This is a genomic window from Stutzerimonas stutzeri (assembly GCF_000952685.1).
Lineage (GTDB): Bacteria > Pseudomonadota > Gammaproteobacteria > Pseudomonadales > Pseudomonadaceae > Stutzerimonas > Stutzerimonas stutzeri_E.
The window spans coordinates 677,747-695,130 of the sequence record NZ_JYHV01000037.1 but is presented as its reverse complement, the minus strand read 5'-3'; the positions used below and the strand labels follow the sequence as shown (position 1 = coordinate 695,130).

The following is a 17,384-nucleotide window of genomic DNA, read 5'->3' as shown; positions in this document are numbered from 1 at the left end:
CGCTGTAGGGGCGGCGGCGCGCGGTTGTCGCCCCTGACCACGTCTGGATCCGATTGGCCAGACACCATAAATCCAACAAGAAAATGTGGAGTGAGCGAAATGAAGATCAACAAGCAACTGTCCGCCGCCGTCTTGACCGCCGTTACGGCGTTTTCCGTTCCTTTTGCGGCCCAGGCGGACTACGTCGCCGGCGACGAGGTCACCGTGCTGCAAGGCTTTAAGCCGGGCGGCGGCAGCGACGTGCTGGCGCAGCTGGTACAGCCCTACCTGACCAAGAAACTGGGCGCCAATTTCGTCAACGAGTACATCCCGGGTGCCACCGGCGCGATCGCCTGGACGCGTCTGGCACGGCAGTCGAAAAAGGACGGCACGGTGATCAGCATCACCAACACGCCGATGCTGATGACCAACTACATCATGAACGACGCTATCACCTACAACATCAAGGACCTGACCCCGATCGCCAACGTGGTGACCGACTCGGGCATTGCAGTGGTGGCCAAGGACAGCCCCTACAACACCATCGAAGATCTGTTCGCGGCGGCCAAGGAAAAGCCAGGCCGTGTCACGGTCGGCAACTCCGGTGTGGGTGGCGATGATTTCTTCACCACGCTGGTGATCGAGAAGGCCACCGGGCTTTCCTTCAAGAAGGTGCCGTTCCAGGGCGACGGCCCCTCGGCCACCGCGGCCATGGGCAACAAGATCGACGTCAGCTTCAACAACGTCGGCAATGTTTACAGCCAGATCAAGAGCGGCAACCTGAAGGCGCTGGCGGTGTTCGCGGACAAGCGTTTCGAGAGCCTGCCCGATGTGCCGACCCTGAAAGAGAAGGGCATCAACGTGGTCGCCGGCTCCTCGCGCGGCTACAGCGCACCGGCCGGGATTCCGGATGAAGCGCGCCAGCAGCTGATCGCCGCCTTCGAAGCGCTGAAAACCGACGAGGCATTCCTGGCTGATGCCAAAAAGCGTGCGTTGCACATCGACATCGTCACCGGCGACGACTACGGCCAGATGTTCGAGGACATGGAGCAGGAGTTCCAGGGCATCTGGAGCGAAGTCGGTGGCAAGCAACAGTGAAGCCATCGGCCGAACGCGACGAGGGGAGGCGCCCATGAACATGAACAGGCTGGTACTCGGACTCTTTGGCATGGCCCTGGCGATGGTGTTTTTCAGCAACGCGCAGGGCTATCCAGAAGCCGCTGCGCAGATGCCGCTGATCTATTCGGTCACGGTGGGGCTGTTCTCGCTGGCCATGGTGTGTTCGGAATTGCTGCGCTGGCGCGCGGCCCGGCAACGTGAGGTCGAGCCAGCGGTTGCCAGCGAAGCACCCGCCGCCCCGCCACGTTACGCGGTGACGGCCCTGGTTTTCGTGCTGGCGGTAGCCTACGTCGCGGCCATCACCACGCTCGGCTATGTGCTGGCGACCGTACTGTTCATGGCCTTGGCGCTGGTGCTGATCCGCACCGTATCGATGCGCTTCGCCGTGATTGGCACGGTGGTACTGGTGGCGGTGGTATGCCTGGTGTTCGTGCAGTTCCTGGGGCTTCCCATACCGTTGTTGCCGTCAGCGATCGCCTGACCGCTCCCTTCCATTTCCGACGAGGCATTTTCCGTGGAAAGTTCGATCGTCATGACAGGGTTGGTCAACGTGCTGACCCTGGCCAATTTCGCTGCCATTTTCGGGGGCATCCTGCTGGGGCTGTTCGTCGGCGCCATGCCGGGGCTCTCCGCCACCATGGCGCTGGCCCTGCTGTTGCCCCTGACCTTCAGCATGGATACCGCCACCGGCCTGAGCATGCTCGCCTCGCTCTATGTCGGCGCCTCCTACGGCGGTTCCATCGCGGCGATCCTGTTGCGCACACCGGGCACCCCATCGGCCGCCGCAACGGTGCTCGACGGCTTCCCGATGTCGCAGCAGGGCCAGGCGGGCAAGGCGCTGGGGATCTCGCTGTTCGCCTCCTTTATCGGCGGCACCATCAGCGGCATCGCGTTGTTGCTGGCGGCGCCGTTGCTTGGCAGCATCGTGGTCGAGTTCGGCCCCATCGAGCTGTTCGCCATCGCCGTGCTCGGCATCACCATCATCGGCTCGCTGGCGCAGGGGTCGGTGATCAACGGGCTGTTTTCCGGTGCCGTCGGGTTGCTGGTGAGTACGGTGGGGATGGACCTGATGACCGGCACGCCGCGCATGGCCTTCGGCAACATCAATCTGTTCTCCGGTATCAGCTTTACGGTGGCGCTGATCGGCTTGTTCTCGATACCCCAGGCGCTGTCGCTGATCGAGAATTCCCATGGTGCGGCCAAGATCGCCAGCCGTATTACCGACCGGCTGATTCCCAAGTTCGGCGAATTGAAGGCGCTGATGCCCAACATCCTGCGCTCGAGCGGTATCGGTGTGGTGGTGGGGCTGATCCCTGGGACCGGCGGCGATACCGCCAGCTGGTTCGCCTATAACGAGGCCAAGCGTTTCGCCAAGGACAAGAGTCGCTTCGGCAATGGCGATCCGGCCGGGGTCGCGGCACCGGAAGCGGCGAACAATGCGGTGGTTGGCGGTGCGCTGATTCCCACCATCGCGCTGGGTATTCCCGGCAGCTCGGCCACCGCGATCCTGCTCGGGGCGTTGATGGTGCAAGGCATTCTGCCCGGGCCGAACCTGTTGAGCGACTATGGCGACGTCACCTACACGCTGATCTGGGCGGTGATCTTCGCCAATATCGGCCTGCTCGGCGTAGGCCTGATGTTCACCAAAGCCAGCGTGGCGGTCACCCGCATTCCGGACGGCTTCGTCGCCTGCGCCATCATCGCGCTGTGCATCATCGGCGCCTACGCGCTCAACAACAGCCTGTTCGAGGTGGGACTGATGCTCGGTTTCGGCCTGTTCGGCTACTGGCTGGCCAAGGCCGGTGTATCCCCGGCACCCATGGTCATCGGCCTGATTCTAGGGCCGGTGATGGAGAACGCCTTCCACCAGTCGATGCTGATCGGCAACGACGATTATCGGATCTTTCTGACCAGCCCAATCGCCGTAGTGCTGCTATCTATCGCGTTGCTTTCGATATTGCAGGCGACGCCGATCTTCCGCTGGCTGCTCGCACCGCTTCGCCGTCGCATACGCCTCGCCTGAGGTCATGGCTGGCAGCCTGCGGGGCTGCCAGATAATCACAACAAGAGGAGAGCATCATGAGTCAGGAAAGCGGGCGTGTCTGGTCGCCAGTCATTACGCCGTTCGGTGCGGATCTTTCGCCGGATACCAAGCGCTTCGTGGCGCATTGCCGCTGGCTGCTGGATCAGGACGTCGGGCTGGCCGTGTTCGGCACCAATTCCGAGGCCAATTCGTTGGCCGTCGGAGAAAAGATCCGGCTGTTCGATGCGCTCATCGACGCAGGGATTCCAGCCGCGCGGCTGATGCCGGGCACCGGAAGCTGCGCGCTGCCGGACACCGTCGCGCAAACCCGGCACGCGGTAGCCAAAGGGGTGGAAGGGGTGCTGATGCTGCCGCCGTTCTACTACAAAGGCGTGTCCGACGAGGGGCTGTTCCGTTATTTCAGCGAGGTGGTCGAACGGGTCGGCGACGAACGCCTGCGCATCTACCTCTACCACATCCCGCCGGTGTCCCAGGTGCCGCTGTCGCTGGCGTTGATCGAGCGGCTGCTCCGGGCTTATCCCGGCAACATCGTCGGGCTGAAGGACAGCTCCGGCGACTGGTCCAACACCCGTGCCGTCATCGAGCAGTTCGGCGCGGACGGTTTTCAGGTCTATGCCGGCAGCGAATCCTTTCTGTTACAGACCTTGCGCGCAGGCGGAGCCGGCTGTATCAGCGCCACGGCCAACGTCAATCCGGGCGCCATCGCGCGCCTTGCCAAAAGCTGGCAGGCAGACGATGCCGACGAACAGCAGGCGGCATTGGTACGTACGCGGCAGATCTTCGAACGCTTCCCGGTGATCGCGGCGCTCAAGGCCGCGACGGCACGATTCAGTGTTGACGAGCAGTGGGCACGACTGCGGGCGCCACTGCTGGCACTCGACGAGCGGCAGTGCGCCGAGTTGTTCGCGCTGCTCGACGATGCCGGCTTCGACATGCCCGGCCTCAAAACAGCTGATCTGGAGTGATCGATGCACAAGAAACGAATCGTCGCCTTGCGGCGGCTTAAAGAGTCGCACCTGCAACGCTTGCATGAAGCCTTCGAGGTTGCCTATTTCGAAGAGCCGGAGCTGCAGCCCGAGGCCGTCACCGCCGCGTTGCGCGAAGCACACGGCCTGATTGGCGGCAAATTGCAGGTCACCTCGGCGTTGCTCGATGGGGCGCCGGCGCTGGAAGCCATCGCGACCATCTCGGTGGGCTACGACAACCTGCCGGTCGCCGAGCTGAGTCGCCGCGGCATCGTGTTGACCAACACCCCGGACGTGCTTACCGAGACAACCGCGGACACCGGCTTCATGCTGATCATGGCCAGCGCCCGGCGGCTGGTCGAACTGGCCAACATGGTGCGCGAGGGTCGCTGGACCCAGCACGTCGGCGAGCCCCATTTCGGTCACGACGTGCATGGCAAAACCCTTGGTCTGGTCGGCCTCGGGCGCATCGGCCAGGCCATCGCCCGTCGCGCACGCGGGTTCAATATGCAGGTGCTGTACAGCAACGCGTCGCCCAAACCGGCGCTGGAGGCCGAGTGGGGCCTGCAGCGTCGCAGCTACGAGCAGCTGTTGGCCGAGTCGGATTTCGTCTGCCTGACCGTACCGCTCACCGAGCAGACTGAGCACCTGCTCGGCTACGAACAATGCCAGGCGATGAAGCGTTCGGCCTTCGTGATCAATATCGCCCGCGGCCGGGTGATCGACGAGGCCGGGCTGATTCGGGCGCTCGACGAGGGTCTGATCGCCGGGGCGGGGCTCGACGTCTTCGAGCGTGAACCGCTGCAAGAGTCGCCGCTGCTGCGCATGGACAACGTGGTAACCCTGCCGCATATCGGCTCGGCGACTCATGAAACCCGTGAAGCCATGGCCCATCGCGCGGTAGAAAACATCACTCAGGCCCTGCGCGGCGAGCGCCCGCGGGATCTGGTCAACCCGGAGGCCCGCCCGAACGGGTTCCACAATCAGCAGGACCCGTCTGTAAATGCCCAGTAACCCCTCGCGCCGCCTGGCGTCGATTCTCAACCTGCACGATCTCGATCACGCTGCGAAGCGCCATCTGCCACGGCCGATCTACGGCTACATCGCCAATGTCGCCGAAGATGGGCACACCGCCCGGGCCAATCGCAGCGCCTTCGATGCGTATTCGTTCCTGCCACGGGCACTGGTGGACGTATCCAACATTGCGCTTGAAACCGAGCTGCTGGGTCAGCGCTACGCCTTGCCGATCGGCATCGCGCCAATGGGCATCAGCGCGCTCTCGGCCTACCGCGGCGATCTGGTGCAGGCACAGGCGGCAGCCAAGGCCGGCATTCCGATGATCCTCAGCGGCAGCTCGCTGATCCGCATGGAGGACGTGCTCAATCACGGCAAGACCGACTGGTTCCAGGCCTATCTGCCAGGCGATGAGGCCGGCATCGAGGCGCTGATCGAGCGCGTGCGCGGTGCCGGCTTCGACAAGCTGGTGATCACCGTCGATTACCCGGTGCCGCCCAACAGCGACAACAACACCCGCTCGGGCTTCAGTTCACCGCTGCGTCCCAGTCTGCGGCTGGCCTACGACGGGCTGGTGCGGCCGCGCTGGTTGTTCGGCACCTTCCTGCGCACCTTGATCAACCACGGCATGCCGCACTTCGAGAACAACTACGCCACGCGCGGCGTCGCGATCCTGTCCGGTAACGTAAAGCGGGATTTTTCTGGTCGCAGCCACCTCAACTGGCGCTATCTCGAACGGGTCCGACGGCTGTGGCCGGGCAAGCTGGTGGTCAAGGGCATTCTCCACCCGGACGATGCGCGCAAGGCTCGCGACGTGGGTGCGGATGCGCTGATCGTGTCCAACCACGGCGGGCGCCAGCTCGACGGCACAATCTCGGCGCTGGCGGCCTTGCCTGGGGTGGTGGAAGCGGTCAGCGAACTGCCGGTCATGGTCGACAGCGGCTTCCGGCGCGGCACCGATGTGTTGAAGGCGTTGGCGCTGGGCGCGCGCATGGTGTTCATCGGCCGGCCATTCAACTACGCCGCGGCCTATGCGGGCGAGGCGGGGGTGGCCCACGCCATCGAACTGCTGGGCGCCGAATTGCAGCGAGACATGGCGCTGCTGGGGCTGACCCGGATCGAGGACGTCACCCGCGATTGCCTGATCAATAACAAGAACTAGCGCAAAGCCGCTAGCGGAGGGCTTATGGGACGTGGACTGCTGTCAGGACTATGGGATGTGGAGGCTGCCATCTATGCGGGGCCTCCGCCATTGGAAGATCGTTACCAGCTCGGCATGCAGCGCACCGAAGCCGCTCTGCGCGCGGCACGTGCCGAGGCCGAGCGCCGTGGCTGGGCGGTATCCATCGCGGTAGTCGATAGCGCGGGCGAGCCGCTTGGCCTGGTGAAACTCGACGGCAGCCCGCCCGATAGCGCCCGCTGCGCGATCAGAAAGGCCCAGCGGGCTGCGGCCGTCGAGCGATGCGGTCTGCTCGAGACGGCGCCACTGATGCGGTCTTCTCCGCGTCTGCGCTGCGTCGCGGACGCGATGCCGATCTATGTCGACGACCGTTGCATCGGTGCGGTTGGCGTGCACGGCGTCCACCGCAGCGAAGCCGCGCAGGTCGCGAGTGCTGGCGCCGAGGCGGTCGAGCGAGCGGGTTGAATCGCCGGAGCCCTGTTCTACTCTGGCCGCAAAGCCATGATCCGTAACGGAGTCTGACCATGCAGCCTCGTATCACCGTCATCACCCTCGGAGTCGAGGACCTGGAAACGTCGTTGCGGTTCTACCGCGATGGTCTGGGCTTGGCCTGCGAAGGCATCGTTGGACAGGAATTCGAGCATGGTGCGGTTGCGTTCATCCAGCTACAACCTGGTCTGCGTCTGGCCCTCTGGCCGCGCAGCAGCATTGCGCATGACACCGGGTTGGCCCTCGGTCCGGCCAGTTCGACGGAAATGACGCTGGGCCACAACGTGTCATCGAAGACCGAAGTCGACGCCGTCATGGCCACAGCCGCCACGGCCGGCGCGGTCATCGTCAAACCGGCGCATGACACCTTCTGGGGCGGCTATTCCGGCTACTTCAAGGACCCGGACGGCCACCTTTGGGAAGTGGTGTGGAACCCGCAATTGCTGGACTGACCGCCGCGTGGTGAATGCCCCGCCCGTTGGTTCAAAACACGTGCTTCGATATGTGCTTGGATATTTCCACGATCGACGTCTTGCCGGTGAACTCGAACTTCACCTGGCCCAGCGACGAGAAATAGATCTCCAGTTCGGAATCCAGATCGAAGGTCCCGGAGGTTTCGATCGAATAGGCAACGATGTTCTTGTAGGGCAGCGAGGTGAAATCCTTCTTGCTGCCGGTGATGCCCTGTACGTTGACCGCGATGATGCGCTTGTTGGTGAATACCACGCCGTCGCGCATGGACTTGTAGGCGTCGATTACCTGTTCACCGTCCAGCAGCAGGGATCTGACCCGCTCCGCGTATTCGTCGTTCTGCTTGAGCTTGAAGAAGCCCTTGTTGTTGAAGTCGATCATTCGCGTTCCTCGGTTCTGGTTTGCGTCAGTTGAGCAAGGGAAACTAATCCTGTCCACGGCTGCACCGTACCCGGCCTCAAGCGCATTTATCATGGCCACGGTGACAGCGTGACCCAGCGAACGCTCAAACGCGGGCTTCGAGCCGCTTGCGTAGAAATGCCATGAACGCGGCCAACGATGGCGAGCGTGACACCGGCCGGGTTTCCAACAGACCAATCGAGCGCCGTGCCGGTTGTTCGACCGGCACCGTGGTGCACCGCTCGATATTGAACACCGACGCGCAGCTGGCCGGCAGCAGCGAAAACCCCAGCCCCTCACGCACCAGCGCCACCACCGAACTCATGTGCGCCACCTCCCAGACGGGTGTCGATTGCATGCCCAGGTGCCTGAGCGCGGCGTCGGCCAGCGGTCGGATGCTGGTGTCCGGCGTGAGTGCGATATAAGGCAGGCTCTGCCATTGCGTGCACCGCTTGGCATCCTCTCGCACCAGCAGCACCAGGTTATCGTCCAGCAGCGGCTCGAAGTTCAGGCTCAGCCCCTCAGCGGGCGACGAGGTGATTCCGGCTTCGACCTCGCCGCTCTGCAGCCAACCGAGAATCTCGCCGGCACGGCCGTCCCGCAGATGGACTTCGATGCCCGGATGCTGCTGAGCAAAGGCGGCAATGGCTTCGGGCAGGAACGACGCCGCGGCGGTCGGCAGCGCACCCAGACGAATGATGCCGCGGGTCAGCGCCAGCGTTTCACGCGCATCGCGCACCGCATCCTCCATGTCCCGCAGCATCCGCCGTGCCTGGGTCAAAAAATGCTGACCAGCCGGGGTCAGCTCGACCATGCGGGTGTTGCGCGCCAGCAGCTGCAGGCCGAGCGACTCTTCCAGCTTGCGGATGGTGTAACTCAGCGCCGGCTGGGACAGATGCAGCAGTTCGGCGGTGCGGGTGAAGCTGCTGCTCTCGGCAACCAGAGCGAATGCACGTAGCTGACGGAACGAGACGTTCATGGCCTACCTATAAAAATAGTGAATCAATTGATCGTACTTTTCGAATTCACAGAAGAATGACGCAGCTCCACCATGCAGGCAAACCGCAGTGGAGCCCCTATGACAAAAATCATCCACATCGGCTGTGGTGCCGGCTTTGCCAATGACCGCCCCGATGCCGCGCTGCGGCTCGCCAGGGATCTGGCCGGCCGTGACGGCCAACGCTACCTGATGCTCGAACTGCTGGCCGAGCGCACCCTGGCCGAAGCACAGCTGCGCAAGCGTGCCGATCCCGCCCTGGGCTATGCGGCGCGGCTGTTCGATTTCATCGAGCCGATCCTCGAGCTCTGCCTCGAACACCAGATACCCATCATTACCAATGGCGGTGCGGCCAATCCCCAGGCTGCCGCGCGGCGGCTACGCGGGTTGCTTGGAGCACACCACGCACAGACGCGGATCGCCTGCGTGCTGGGCGATGACCTGTTGCAGGCTGACACCGCGGCGCTGGACCGCTGGTTGCCCGCCGAGACGCCGGTCGAAGGGCGGGTCTCGATCAATGTCTATACCGGTGCCGACGGCATCGCGCAGGCGCTCGAGCAGGGCGCACAGATCGTTCTTTGCGGGCGCGTCGCCGACCCATCCTTGGCCGTCGGGCCAGCGCGCCATGGGCTCGGCTGGGCGCGCGATGACTGGCAGAAGATGGCCGTCGCCACCGTCGCTGGGCATTTGCTGGAATGCTGCACCCAGGTCACCGGTGGCTATTTCGCCCATCCCGGCATCAAAGACGTTCCCGATCTGGCCAACCTCGGCTGCCCCATCGTCGAACTGGGCGAGGACGGCAGCCTGGTGATCACCAAGACTGGCGGCAGTGGCGGCTTTGTCAGCGAGCGTACCGTCAGGGAACAACTGCTCTATGAAGTCCATGATCCACGCCGCTACCTGACCCCCGATGTGGTGCTCGACCTGGGCACGGCGCGTGTTCACCAACAGGGCGAGAACCGCGTCGAAGTCAGCGGTATCCAGGGGCATCCGCAGCCGGACACCCTCAAGGGGCTGGTCGGCCTGCGCGGCCTCTGGTTCGGCGAGGGCGAGATTTCCTACGCCGGCCCGGCCGCGCTGGCCCGCGCCCGGCTGGCGCGGGACGTGCTGTTACAGCGCTTCGCGCAACTGGCGCCGCAGATCGAGCCCTGGATCGATCTGTCCGGCGTTGCCAGCCTGTTCAACGACAGCCGCGGCGAGTATCTGGCGCAGCGTTTGGAGCGGGCGCCTGAGCTGGAAGACGTTCGTGTTCGTGTCGGACTCACGCACCGGGACAAACACCTGATCGACGCGCTGCTGGGCGAGGTGGAGTCGCTCTACACCAATGGGCCCGCAGGCGGCGGTGGGGTGCGTCGGCATCTCAGCGAAAGCATCACCACGCAAAGCTTTCTGATCCCCCGCGATGAAATCGAAACATCCCTGGAGTGGTATTGATGAGCGCATTCGTCACCCTGGCCGACTATGCCCATGCCCGTGCCGGCGATAAGGGCAACATTCTCAGCATCGCGGTGTTTCCGCTGAACGACGCGCACTATGCCTGGCTGCAGCGCGAGCTGACCTGCGAGCGCGTCGCCGAGCAGTTCGCTACGCGTCGGCCGAGCAAGGTTCGCCGCTACGAGCTCGACAGTCTCCGGGTGCTGAATTTCGTCCTGGAAGACGCGCTGGAAGGGGGCGTCAACCGAAGTCCCGGGCTCGACCGACACGGCAAGAGCCTGAGCTACCTGTTGCTGTCGATGCGCTTGCCCGCGCCACCGACTGGCTGACCGCTGCTACCGCCGTATCCATGCCGGCGATGCATGCCGGTCCCGACTATAAAAACAAGACGAGGCAAACCACATGATCACAACCCTGGGCTTTCTGATGATGCTCAGCATCATCGTGCTGATTCTGCTGCGCCGGATCAGTCCGGTGGTGGCATTCACCACCATTCCCGTCGCCATCTGCCTGCTGGCCGGCTTCAGCCCGCAGCAGATAGGTGAGTTCATCAAGAGTGGTTTGATCACCGTCGCACCGACGGCGGCACTGTTCCTCTTCGCCATCCTGTTCTTCGGCATCATGCGTGATCGTGGCCTGTTCGATCCGCTGGTCAACCTGCTGATCCGCAGCACCGGCGGCAAGCCGCTGGCGGTGGCTGTGGTCACGGTGCTGGTCACCGCCGTGGTGCACCTGGACGGAGTGGGCGCAGCGACCTTTCTATTGACGATTCCAGCGCTGTTGCCCCTTTATCGGCGGTTGAACATGAGCCCCGCCATGCTGCTGTGTCTGGTCGGGACCACCGCCGGGGTTGGCAACATGGTGCCCTGGGGCGGCACCACTGCGCGTGCGGCCGCGGTCTCCGGGCTGGACGCCACCGAGCTGTGGTTGGGGTTGCTGCCGGTACAGGCGGTCGGCCTGGTCTGCATGTTGATCGTTGCGGTGCTGCTCGCCCGCCGCGCTCAGCGTGGCCGGCCGGTGTCGCTGGGGGCTGCGGCGACGATCGACTTCGCGTCGACCCAGCCCGAGCCGCGCGAACACGCGCTGTCGCCCAGGACGCTGCGCTACTGGCTCAACGTAGCCCTGACGGGCGCGATCCTGGCCTGTCTGTTCACCGGTATCTTTCCCCTGTACGCCTGTTTCATGGTCGGCCTGGGTATCGCACTGCCGCTCAATTTCGTCTCGCTGGACGCCCAGGCCGAACGGCTCAAGGCCCACGCTTCGGATGCGCTGCAGATGGTGCTGGTGATGATGGCCGCGGCGGTACTGCTGGGCGTGTTGTCCGGCGCGAAGATGTCCGACGGCATGGCGCTCGCGCTGATCGAGATCCTGCCCGCCGGCTCGGCGCAGTTCCTGCACGTGATTATCGGTGCCTTCGGCGTCCCGCTGGGCATGATTTTCTCCCCGGATGCCTACTACTTCGCCTTGCTGCCGGTGATCCGCGACGTCGCGGTGGCCGCAGGTGTGCCGCTGGAGGCTGTCGCACGGGCCATGCTGATCGGTGAAAACACCGGCTTCGCCATCAGCCCCGTGGTCCCGAGCGTCTACCTGGCGCTCGCCCTGGCCGGCGTCGAGCTGCGCAAGCACATCGCCTTCACCTTCTTCTGGGCGTGGGGCGTGAGCCTGGTCATGCTGGCCTTCGCCCTGGCGATCGGTGCGGTGCAGGTCTGATCGCCGCGATGGCAATGGCAATGGCAATGGCATGACGCGAAACGCAAAAGCCCCGGACTTTCATCCGGGGCTTTTGCGTTGAAGATGGCGCACTCGGCGGGATTCGAACCCACGACCCCTGCCTTCGGAGGGCAGTACTCTATCCAGCTGAGCTACGAGTGCGTTGCGGGGCGCAATCATACGCATGTCCTCCGCGGTCGTCCATGGCGCTTGGACAGCTGGGTGGCGGATCGCGTGAGGGCTGCGGTGGCAAGTCGAGCGGCCATCAGGCTGGGCTATGGCGCGTTAATTTTTCCGAACATGGTGTTGCCTGTTATCGGGCGATAGGCCTAGCATTCGTTCGAGATTTCAAACGCTTCGCCCCATAGCAGGAACCCTGAGGTCATCCCTCGCTCTGACAAGGTCGGACGGTTCCAATGTTGATCGCCCCCGTATCGGCCAGACGGCCTCGGTCCAATTCCCGGCATCGCGCCGGCTCTCAGGAGACTGCCATGCAACTCAAAGACACTTCGCTGTTCCGCCAGCAGGCTTATATCGACGGCGCCTGGCAGGACGCGGACAGCGGCCAGACCATCAAGGTCAACAACCCGGCCAGCAACGAGATTCTCGGTACCGTGCCGAAGATGGGCGCCGCCGAAACCCGCCGTGCCATCGAAGCGGCCGAGCGCGCACTGCCGGCCTGGCGTGATCTGACCGCCAAGGAGCGCTCGCAGAAGCTGCGTCGCTGGTTCGAGCTGATGATGGAGAACCAGGACGATCTGGGCCGGCTGATGACCCTGGAGCAGGGCAAGCCGCTGGCTGAATCCAAGGGCGAGATCGCCTACGCCGCCTCCTTTATCGAGTGGTTCGCCGAAGAGGCCAAGCGCATCTATGGCGATACCATCCCAGGCCATCAGAAAGACAAGCGCATCATCGTCATCAAGCAGCCAATCGGCGTCACCGCGGCCATCACGCCGTGGAACTTCCCGGCGGCGATGATCACCCGCAAGGCCGGCCCGGCATTGGCGGCCGGTTGCACCATGGTGCTCAAACCGGCGAGCCAGACACCGTTTTCTGCGTTGGCGCTGGCCGAACTGGCTGAGCGTGCCGGCATCCCGAAAGGCGTGTTCAGCGTCATTACTGGCTCGGCCGGCGACATCGGCGACGAGCTGACCGCCAACCCGACCGTGCGCAAGATCACCTTCACCGGTTCCACCGAAGTCGGCGCGAAGCTGATGGCGCAATGCGCGCCGGGGATCAAGAAGGTATCGCTGGAGCTGGGTGGTAACGCGCCGTTCCTGGTATTCGACGATGCCGATCTCGACGAGGCGGTGAAAGGCGCGATGCAGTCCAAATACCGCAATGCCGGCCAGACCTGTGTCTGCGTCAACCGCATCTATGTGCAGGACGGCGTCTACGATGATTTCGCCAAAAAATTCCAGGCTGCAGTGGAAAAGCTCAAGGTCGGCAACGGACTGGAAGAGGGCACCGACATCGGCCCGCTGATCGACGACCGGGCCGCGGCCAAGGTCAGGGAGCATATCGAAGATGCAGTCGCTAACGGCGCGCAAGTGGTTACCGGTGGCAAGGCGCATCAGATGGGTGGCAGCTATTTCGAACCGACATTGATGGTTAACGTGCCGCATAACGCCAAGGTGGCCAAGGAAGAAACCTTCGGTCCGCTGGCGCCGCTGTTCCGCTTCAAGGACGAGGCCGAGGGCATCGCTCTGGCGAACGACACTGAGTTCGGTCTGGCTGCGTACTTTTATGCCCGCGACCTGGGGCGCGTGTTCCGCGTGGCCGAAGCCATCGAGTCGGGGATGATCGGCATCAACACCGGGATGATTTCCACCGAGGTGGCGCCGTTCGGTGGCGTGAAGTCCTCCGGTCTGGGCCGCGAGGGCTCGAAGTACGGCATCGAGGATTATCTGGAAATCAAATACCTCTGCCTGGGGTTGTAAACCCGCACTGTTCCACGAGGAGCCAGTTCCTATCCAGGGCTGGCTCTTTTTTTCGTTCCGGTTTCGTCATTGCCTGATGACCGGCGTGCCCTGAGCGCCGCTCCTCTGCCCATCTCGCATGGCAGAGTTACCAAGCCTCGGTTATGCCCCGAGCGCGGCATGGTTTATGTCGCTTGCTAGCCGAGGGGATTATTGCCAGTCTCTCGACATGCAGAAATGACTCGATTATTCTGCTGTGCGAAACATGATTCCGTGAAATCATAAATCCAATCACATTTCACAAAGCGGAGGCCTGCCATGACGGACGTCGTACGGCTCGAACTTCAGGGCGAGATTGCTCTGATCACGGTCAACAACCCACCGGTCAATGCGCTCGGCCATGCCGTGCGCGAAGGTCTGTTGCAGGCCTTTCAGAGCGCCGAGGCGGATCCGCAGGTGCGCGCCGTGGTGCTGGTGTGCGAAGGCAATACCTTTATTGCCGGCGCTGACATCAAGGAGTTCGGCAAGCCGCCGCAGGCGCCGAGCCTGCCGGAGGTGATCGAGGTCATTGAAGGCAGCAGCAAGCCGAGCGTCGCCGTCATTCATGGCACCGCCTTGGGCGGCGGATTGGAAGTCGCGCTGGGCTGCCATTACCGCATCGCCCGCAAGGATTCCAAGGTCGGGCTGCCTGAAGTGAAGCTGGGCTTGTTGCCCGGCGCCGGTGGCACGCAGCGCCTGCCGCGTCTGGCCGGCGTCGAGAAGGCGCTGGACATGATCGTCAGTGGCACGCCGATCAGTGCTGCCGAGGCGGTTGAGCACAGCATCGTCGATGAGCTTTTCGAGGGTGATCTGCGCGAAAGCGGCCTGGCCTATGCCCGCCGTATGGTCGAAGAAGGCCGCGCACCGCGTCGCACCGGCGAGCAGACCCGCGGCTTGGAGGGTGCCGACAATGAGGCGCTGATCCGCGCCAAGCATGCCGAAGTCGCCAAACGTATGCCTGGGCTGTTCTCGCCGCTGCGTTGTATCGCGGCGGTCGAGGCGGCAACCAAGCTGCCGCTGGCCGAAGGTCTCAAGCGTGAGCGTGAGCTGTTCGCCGAGTGCCTGAACTCGCCACAGCGGGGTGCGTTGGTTCATTCATTCTTCGCCGAGCGCCAGGCCGGCAAGATCAATGACCTGCCGTCCGATGTGAAGCCACGCCCGATCAAGACGGCCGCGGTGATCGGCGGCGGCACCATGGGCGTCGGGATCGCCCTGAGCTTCGCCAATGTCGGTGTGCCGGTGAAGCTGTTGGAACTCAATGACGAGGCCCTGCAACGTGGCCTGCAGCGCGCTCGAGATACCTATGCGGCGAGCGTCAAGCGCGGCAGCCTGACAGAAGACACAATGGAAAAGCGCCTCGCGCTGATCACGGGCGTGACCGATTACGCCGTGCTCGCCGATGCTGATGTGGTGGTCGAAGCGGTATTCGAGGAAATGGGCGTCAAGCAGCAGGTCTTCGAACAGCTGGATGCGGTGTGCAAACCCGGCGCGATCCTCGCTTCCAACACCTCATCACTTGATCTGAACGCCATTGCCGCCTTCACCGAGCGTCCTGAAGATGTGGTCGGGCTGCATTTCTTCAGCCCCGCCAACGTCATGCGCCTGCTCGAAGTGGTGCGCGGCGAGAAGACCAGCAATGAAGTGCTGGCGACCGCCATGGCCATCGGCAAGCAGTTGAAAAAGGTCTCGGTGGTGGTCGGTGTGTGCGACGGCTTCGTCGGTAACCGCATGGTCTTCCAGTACGGCCGCGAGGCGGAATTCCTCTTGGAAGAGGGCGCCACGCCGCAACAGGTCGACGGTGCACTGCGCAACTTCGGCATGGCCATGGGGCCGTTCGCCATGCGCGACCTGTCCGGCCTCGACATCGGCCAGGCGATCCGCAAGCGCCAGCGCGCGACGCTGCCGGCACATCTGGATTTCCCCACCGTCTCCGACAAGCTCTGCGCCGCAGGCATGCTCGGGCAGAAGACCGGTGCCGGTTACTACCGCTACGAGCCGGGCAACCGCACGCCGCTGGAGAACCCTGAACTCGCGCCTATGCTGGAAGCAGCGTCGCAGGAGAAGGGCATCGAGCGAAAGGCGCTGGACGAGCAGTACATCGTCGAGCGCTGCATCTTCGCGCTGGTCAACGAAGGCGCGAAGATCCTCGAAGAAGGCATCGCCCAGCGCTCCAGCGACATCGATGTCATCTACCTCAACGGCTACGGTTTCCCGGCCTTCCGCGGCGGCCCGATGTTCTATGCCGACAGCGTCGGGCTGGACACCGTGCTGGCGCGGGTCAAGGAACTGCACGCACGTTGCGGCGACTGGTGGAAGCCCGCGCCGCTGCTGGAAAAACTGGCCGCCGAAGGCCGCACCTTCACCGAATGGCAGGCCGGGCAGTGAGCACCGCCCGCCTGCAAACCGAACGCACCATGAGGACCTTCCCATGAACGTCAACTACACGGCCGAAGAGCTCGCCTTCCGCGATGAAGTGCGCGCCTTCCTCACCAACGAGCTGCCGGCGGACATCGCCGCCAAGGTCAAGCTCGGCAAGCACATGTCCAAGGAAGATCACCAGCGCTGGCAGCAGATCCTGGTCAAGCGCGGCTGGTACGCGCCGGGCTGGCCGGTGGAGCTGGGCGGCACCACCTGGGGCCCAGTGGAAAAGCACATCTTCGACGAGGAATGCGCCGCCTTTGGCGCGCCGCGTAGCGTGCCGTTCGGCGTCAACATGGTCGCACCGGTGATCATCAAGTTCGGCACCCAGCAGCAGAAGGATCATTACCTGCCGCGCATCCTCTCGGGTGAAGACTGGTGGTGCCAGGGCTATTCCGAGCCGGGCGCCGGTTCCGACCTTGCCAGCCTCAAGACCCGTGCCGTGCGCGATGGCGACCACTACGTCGTCAACGGCCAGAAGACCTGGACCACCCTCGGGCAGCACGCCAACATGATCTTCTGCCTGGTGCGCACCGACCCCGAAGCCCAGCAGCAGCGCGGCATCAGCTTCCTGCTGATCGACATGAAGAGCCCCGGTATCAGCGTGCGGCCGATCATCACCCTCGATGGCGATCACGAGGTCAACGAGGTCTTCTTCGACAACGTTCGCGTGCCGGTGGAGAACCTCGTCGGCGAGGAAAATCAGGGGTGGACCTGCGCCAAGTACCTCTTGACCCACGAGCGCACGGGCCTGGCCGGCATCGGTGCCTCCAAGGCCGCGCTGGCGCATCTCAAGCGCATCGCCATGAAGGAAGTGTGCGACGGCAAGCCGATGCTCGAAGACCCGCTGTTCCGCGCTCAGGTCGCGGAAGTAGAAATGCAGCTGATGGCCATAGAAATGAGCACCCTGCGCATCCTCGCCGCGGCGAAGGAAGGCGGCGTGCCCGGCGCCGAGTCGTCGATCCTCAAGGTCAAGGGCACCGAGATCCGTCAGGCCATCACCCACCTGCTGCGCAAGGTCATCGGGCCCTACGCGTTGCCCTTCCTCGAAGAGGAGCTGCAGCTGGACTACGACGGCGAGTTGCTGCACGCCGACTACAGCGCGTCGCTGGCCGGCGATTACTTCAACATGCGCAAGCTGTCGATTTTCGGCGGCTCCAACGAAATCCAGAAGAACATCGTCTCGAAGATGATTCTCGAGCTGTAA

General features: G+C 63.7%; 16 protein-coding genes and 1 tRNA gene. 14 read left to right on the top strand and 3 right to left on the bottom strand.

The window, feature by feature from the left end:
* Window positions 1–99: 99 nt before the first annotated feature.
* Genes UF78_RS21770 through UF78_RS21735 form a run of 8 tightly spaced genes read left to right on the top strand, consistent with a single transcriptional unit; the run spans window position 100 to window position 7,242 of the window.
* Window positions 100–1,077 carry a Bug family tripartite tricarboxylate transporter substrate binding protein gene (locus UF78_RS21770; RefSeq protein ID WP_045164285.1) on the top strand — a complete coding sequence of 326 codons (978 nt, stop codon included), beginning with the start codon at window positions 100–102 and terminating at the stop codon, window positions 1,075–1,077.
* Between the two features lie 34 nt (window positions 1,078–1,111).
* Window positions 1,112–1,579 (top strand): tripartite tricarboxylate transporter TctB family protein, encoded by a 468-nt coding sequence (locus UF78_RS21765; protein WP_045164284.1) that lies wholly within the window; start codon window positions 1,112–1,114, stop codon window positions 1,577–1,579.
* Window positions 1,580–1,612: 33 nt separating this feature from the next.
* On the top strand, window positions 1,613–3,121 hold the full coding sequence (locus UF78_RS21760) for a tripartite tricarboxylate transporter permease (RefSeq protein ID WP_230623720.1): 1,509 nt from the start codon (window positions 1,613–1,615) through the stop codon (window positions 3,119–3,121).
* Window positions 3,122–3,177: 56 nt separating this feature from the next.
* Complete coding sequence (locus tag UF78_RS21755) at window positions 3,178–4,107, top strand: dihydrodipicolinate synthase family protein (protein ID WP_045164283.1); 930 nt, start codon at window positions 3,178–3,180, stop codon at window positions 4,105–4,107.
* A 3-nt stretch (window positions 4,108–4,110) separates the two neighbouring features.
* Window positions 4,111–5,121 carry a 2-hydroxyacid dehydrogenase gene (locus UF78_RS21750; RefSeq protein ID WP_045164282.1) on the top strand — a complete coding sequence of 337 codons (1,011 nt, stop codon included), beginning with the start codon at window positions 4,111–4,113 and terminating at the stop codon, window positions 5,119–5,121.
* Window positions 5,111–6,283, top strand: a complete 1,173-nt coding sequence (locus UF78_RS21745) for an alpha-hydroxy acid oxidase (RefSeq protein ID WP_045164281.1) — start codon at window positions 5,111–5,113, stop codon at window positions 6,281–6,283. Before UF78_RS21750 ends, UF78_RS21745 begins: the two co-directional genes overlap by 11 nt.
* Before the next feature lie 24 nt (window positions 6,284–6,307).
* On the top strand, window positions 6,308–6,766 hold the full coding sequence (locus tag UF78_RS21740) for a GlcG/HbpS family heme-binding protein (RefSeq protein ID WP_052679352.1): 459 nt from the start codon (window positions 6,308–6,310) through the stop codon (window positions 6,764–6,766).
* 59 nt (window positions 6,767–6,825) lie between these two features.
* Window positions 6,826–7,242, top strand: a complete 417-nt coding sequence (locus UF78_RS21735; protein ID WP_045164280.1) for a VOC family protein — start codon at window positions 6,826–6,828, stop codon at window positions 7,240–7,242.
* A 31-nt stretch (window positions 7,243–7,273) separates the two neighbouring features.
* Here UF78_RS21735 and UF78_RS21730 read toward each other — a convergent pair whose 3' ends face one another.
* The gene (locus UF78_RS21730) at window positions 7,274–7,642 is read right to left on the bottom strand and encodes a PH domain-containing protein (RefSeq protein WP_045164279.1); all 369 of its coding nucleotides are present in this window, start codon (window positions 7,640–7,642) and stop codon (window positions 7,274–7,276) included.
* 124 nt (window positions 7,643–7,766) lie between these two features.
* A complete protein-coding gene (locus UF78_RS21725) occupies window positions 7,767–8,639 on the bottom strand; it encodes a LysR family transcriptional regulator (protein ID WP_045164278.1) in 873 nt (290 codons plus the stop codon).
* 99 nt (window positions 8,640–8,738) lie between these two features.
* On the opposite strand from UF78_RS21725, the gene UF78_RS21720 reads away from it, so the two are divergent.
* From UF78_RS21720 to UF78_RS21710, 3 genes are all read left to right on the top strand, one after another.
* Entirely contained in the window at window positions 8,739–10,091 is a 1,353-nt protein-coding gene (locus UF78_RS21720) for an acyclic terpene utilization AtuA family protein (RefSeq protein ID WP_045164277.1), read from the top strand.
* Entirely contained in the window at window positions 10,091–10,420 is a 330-nt protein-coding gene (locus tag UF78_RS21715; RefSeq protein WP_196298706.1) for an AtuA-related protein, read from the top strand. Before UF78_RS21720 ends, UF78_RS21715 begins: the two co-directional genes overlap by 1 nt.
* Before the next feature lie 73 nt (window positions 10,421–10,493).
* Window positions 10,494–11,801, top strand: coding sequence for a CitMHS family transporter (locus UF78_RS21710; RefSeq protein WP_045164275.1), 1,308 nt, complete (start codon window positions 10,494–10,496; stop codon window positions 11,799–11,801).
* Between the two features lie 85 nt (window positions 11,802–11,886).
* Here the strand turns inward: UF78_RS21710 and UF78_RS21705 are convergent.
* Window positions 11,887–11,963, bottom strand: a tRNA-Arg gene (locus tag UF78_RS21705).
* 329 nt (window positions 11,964–12,292) lie between these two features.
* Between UF78_RS21705 and gabD the strand changes: the two genes are divergently transcribed.
* From gabD to UF78_RS21690, 3 genes are all read left to right on the top strand, one after another.
* Window positions 12,293–13,741, top strand: a complete 1,449-nt coding sequence (gene gabD, locus UF78_RS21700) for an NADP-dependent succinate-semialdehyde dehydrogenase (protein WP_045164274.1) — start codon at window positions 12,293–12,295, stop codon at window positions 13,739–13,741.
* A gap of 297 nt (window positions 13,742–14,038) precedes the next feature.
* Window positions 14,039–16,144, top strand: a complete 2,106-nt coding sequence (locus UF78_RS21695) for a 3-hydroxyacyl-CoA dehydrogenase NAD-binding domain-containing protein (RefSeq protein WP_045164272.1) — start codon at window positions 14,039–14,041, stop codon at window positions 16,142–16,144.
* A gap of 43 nt (window positions 16,145–16,187) precedes the next feature.
* Window positions 16,188–17,384 carry an acyl-CoA dehydrogenase family protein gene (locus tag UF78_RS21690; RefSeq protein ID WP_045164271.1) on the top strand — a complete coding sequence of 399 codons (1,197 nt, stop codon included), beginning with the start codon at window positions 16,188–16,190 and terminating at the stop codon, window positions 17,382–17,384.

Excerpts from the sequence above, each read along its gene's own strand:
- UF78_RS21730 (WP_045164279.1), bottom strand. The coding sequence starts at position 7,642 with ATGATCGACTTCAACAACAAGGGCTTCTTCAAGCTCAAGCAGAACGAC.
- UF78_RS21765 (WP_045164284.1), top strand. The coding sequence starts at position 1,112 with ATGAACATGAACAGGCTGGTACTCGGACTCTTTGGCATGGCCCTGGCG.
- UF78_RS21695 (WP_045164272.1), top strand. The coding sequence starts at position 14,039 with ATGACGGACGTCGTACGGCTCGAACTTCAGGGCGAGATTGCTCTGATC.
- gabD (WP_045164274.1), top strand. The coding sequence starts at position 12,293 with ATGCAACTCAAAGACACTTCGCTGTTCCGCCAGCAGGCTTATATCGAC.
- UF78_RS21740 (WP_052679352.1), top strand. The coding sequence starts at position 6,308 with ATGGGACGTGGACTGCTGTCAGGACTATGGGATGTGGAGGCTGCCATC.
- UF78_RS21750 (WP_045164282.1), top strand. The coding sequence starts at position 4,111 with ATGCACAAGAAACGAATCGTCGCCTTGCGGCGGCTTAAAGAGTCGCAC.
- UF78_RS21715 (WP_196298706.1), top strand. The coding sequence starts at position 10,091 with ATGAGCGCATTCGTCACCCTGGCCGACTATGCCCATGCCCGTGCCGGC.
- UF78_RS21755 (WP_045164283.1), top strand. The coding sequence starts at position 3,178 with ATGAGTCAGGAAAGCGGGCGTGTCTGGTCGCCAGTCATTACGCCGTTC.
- UF78_RS21770 (WP_045164285.1), top strand. The coding sequence starts at position 100 with ATGAAGATCAACAAGCAACTGTCCGCCGCCGTCTTGACCGCCGTTACG.
- UF78_RS21745 (WP_045164281.1), top strand. The coding sequence starts at position 5,111 with ATGCCCAGTAACCCCTCGCGCCGCCTGGCGTCGATTCTCAACCTGCAC.
- UF78_RS21735 (WP_045164280.1), top strand. The coding sequence starts at position 6,826 with ATGCAGCCTCGTATCACCGTCATCACCCTCGGAGTCGAGGACCTGGAA.
- UF78_RS21710 (WP_045164275.1), top strand. The coding sequence starts at position 10,494 with ATGATCACAACCCTGGGCTTTCTGATGATGCTCAGCATCATCGTGCTG.
- UF78_RS21725 (WP_045164278.1), bottom strand. The coding sequence starts at position 8,639 with ATGAACGTCTCGTTCCGTCAGCTACGTGCATTCGCTCTGGTTGCCGAG.
- UF78_RS21690 (WP_045164271.1), top strand. The coding sequence starts at position 16,188 with ATGAACGTCAACTACACGGCCGAAGAGCTCGCCTTCCGCGATGAAGTG.
- UF78_RS21720 (WP_045164277.1), top strand. The coding sequence starts at position 8,739 with ATGACAAAAATCATCCACATCGGCTGTGGTGCCGGCTTTGCCAATGAC.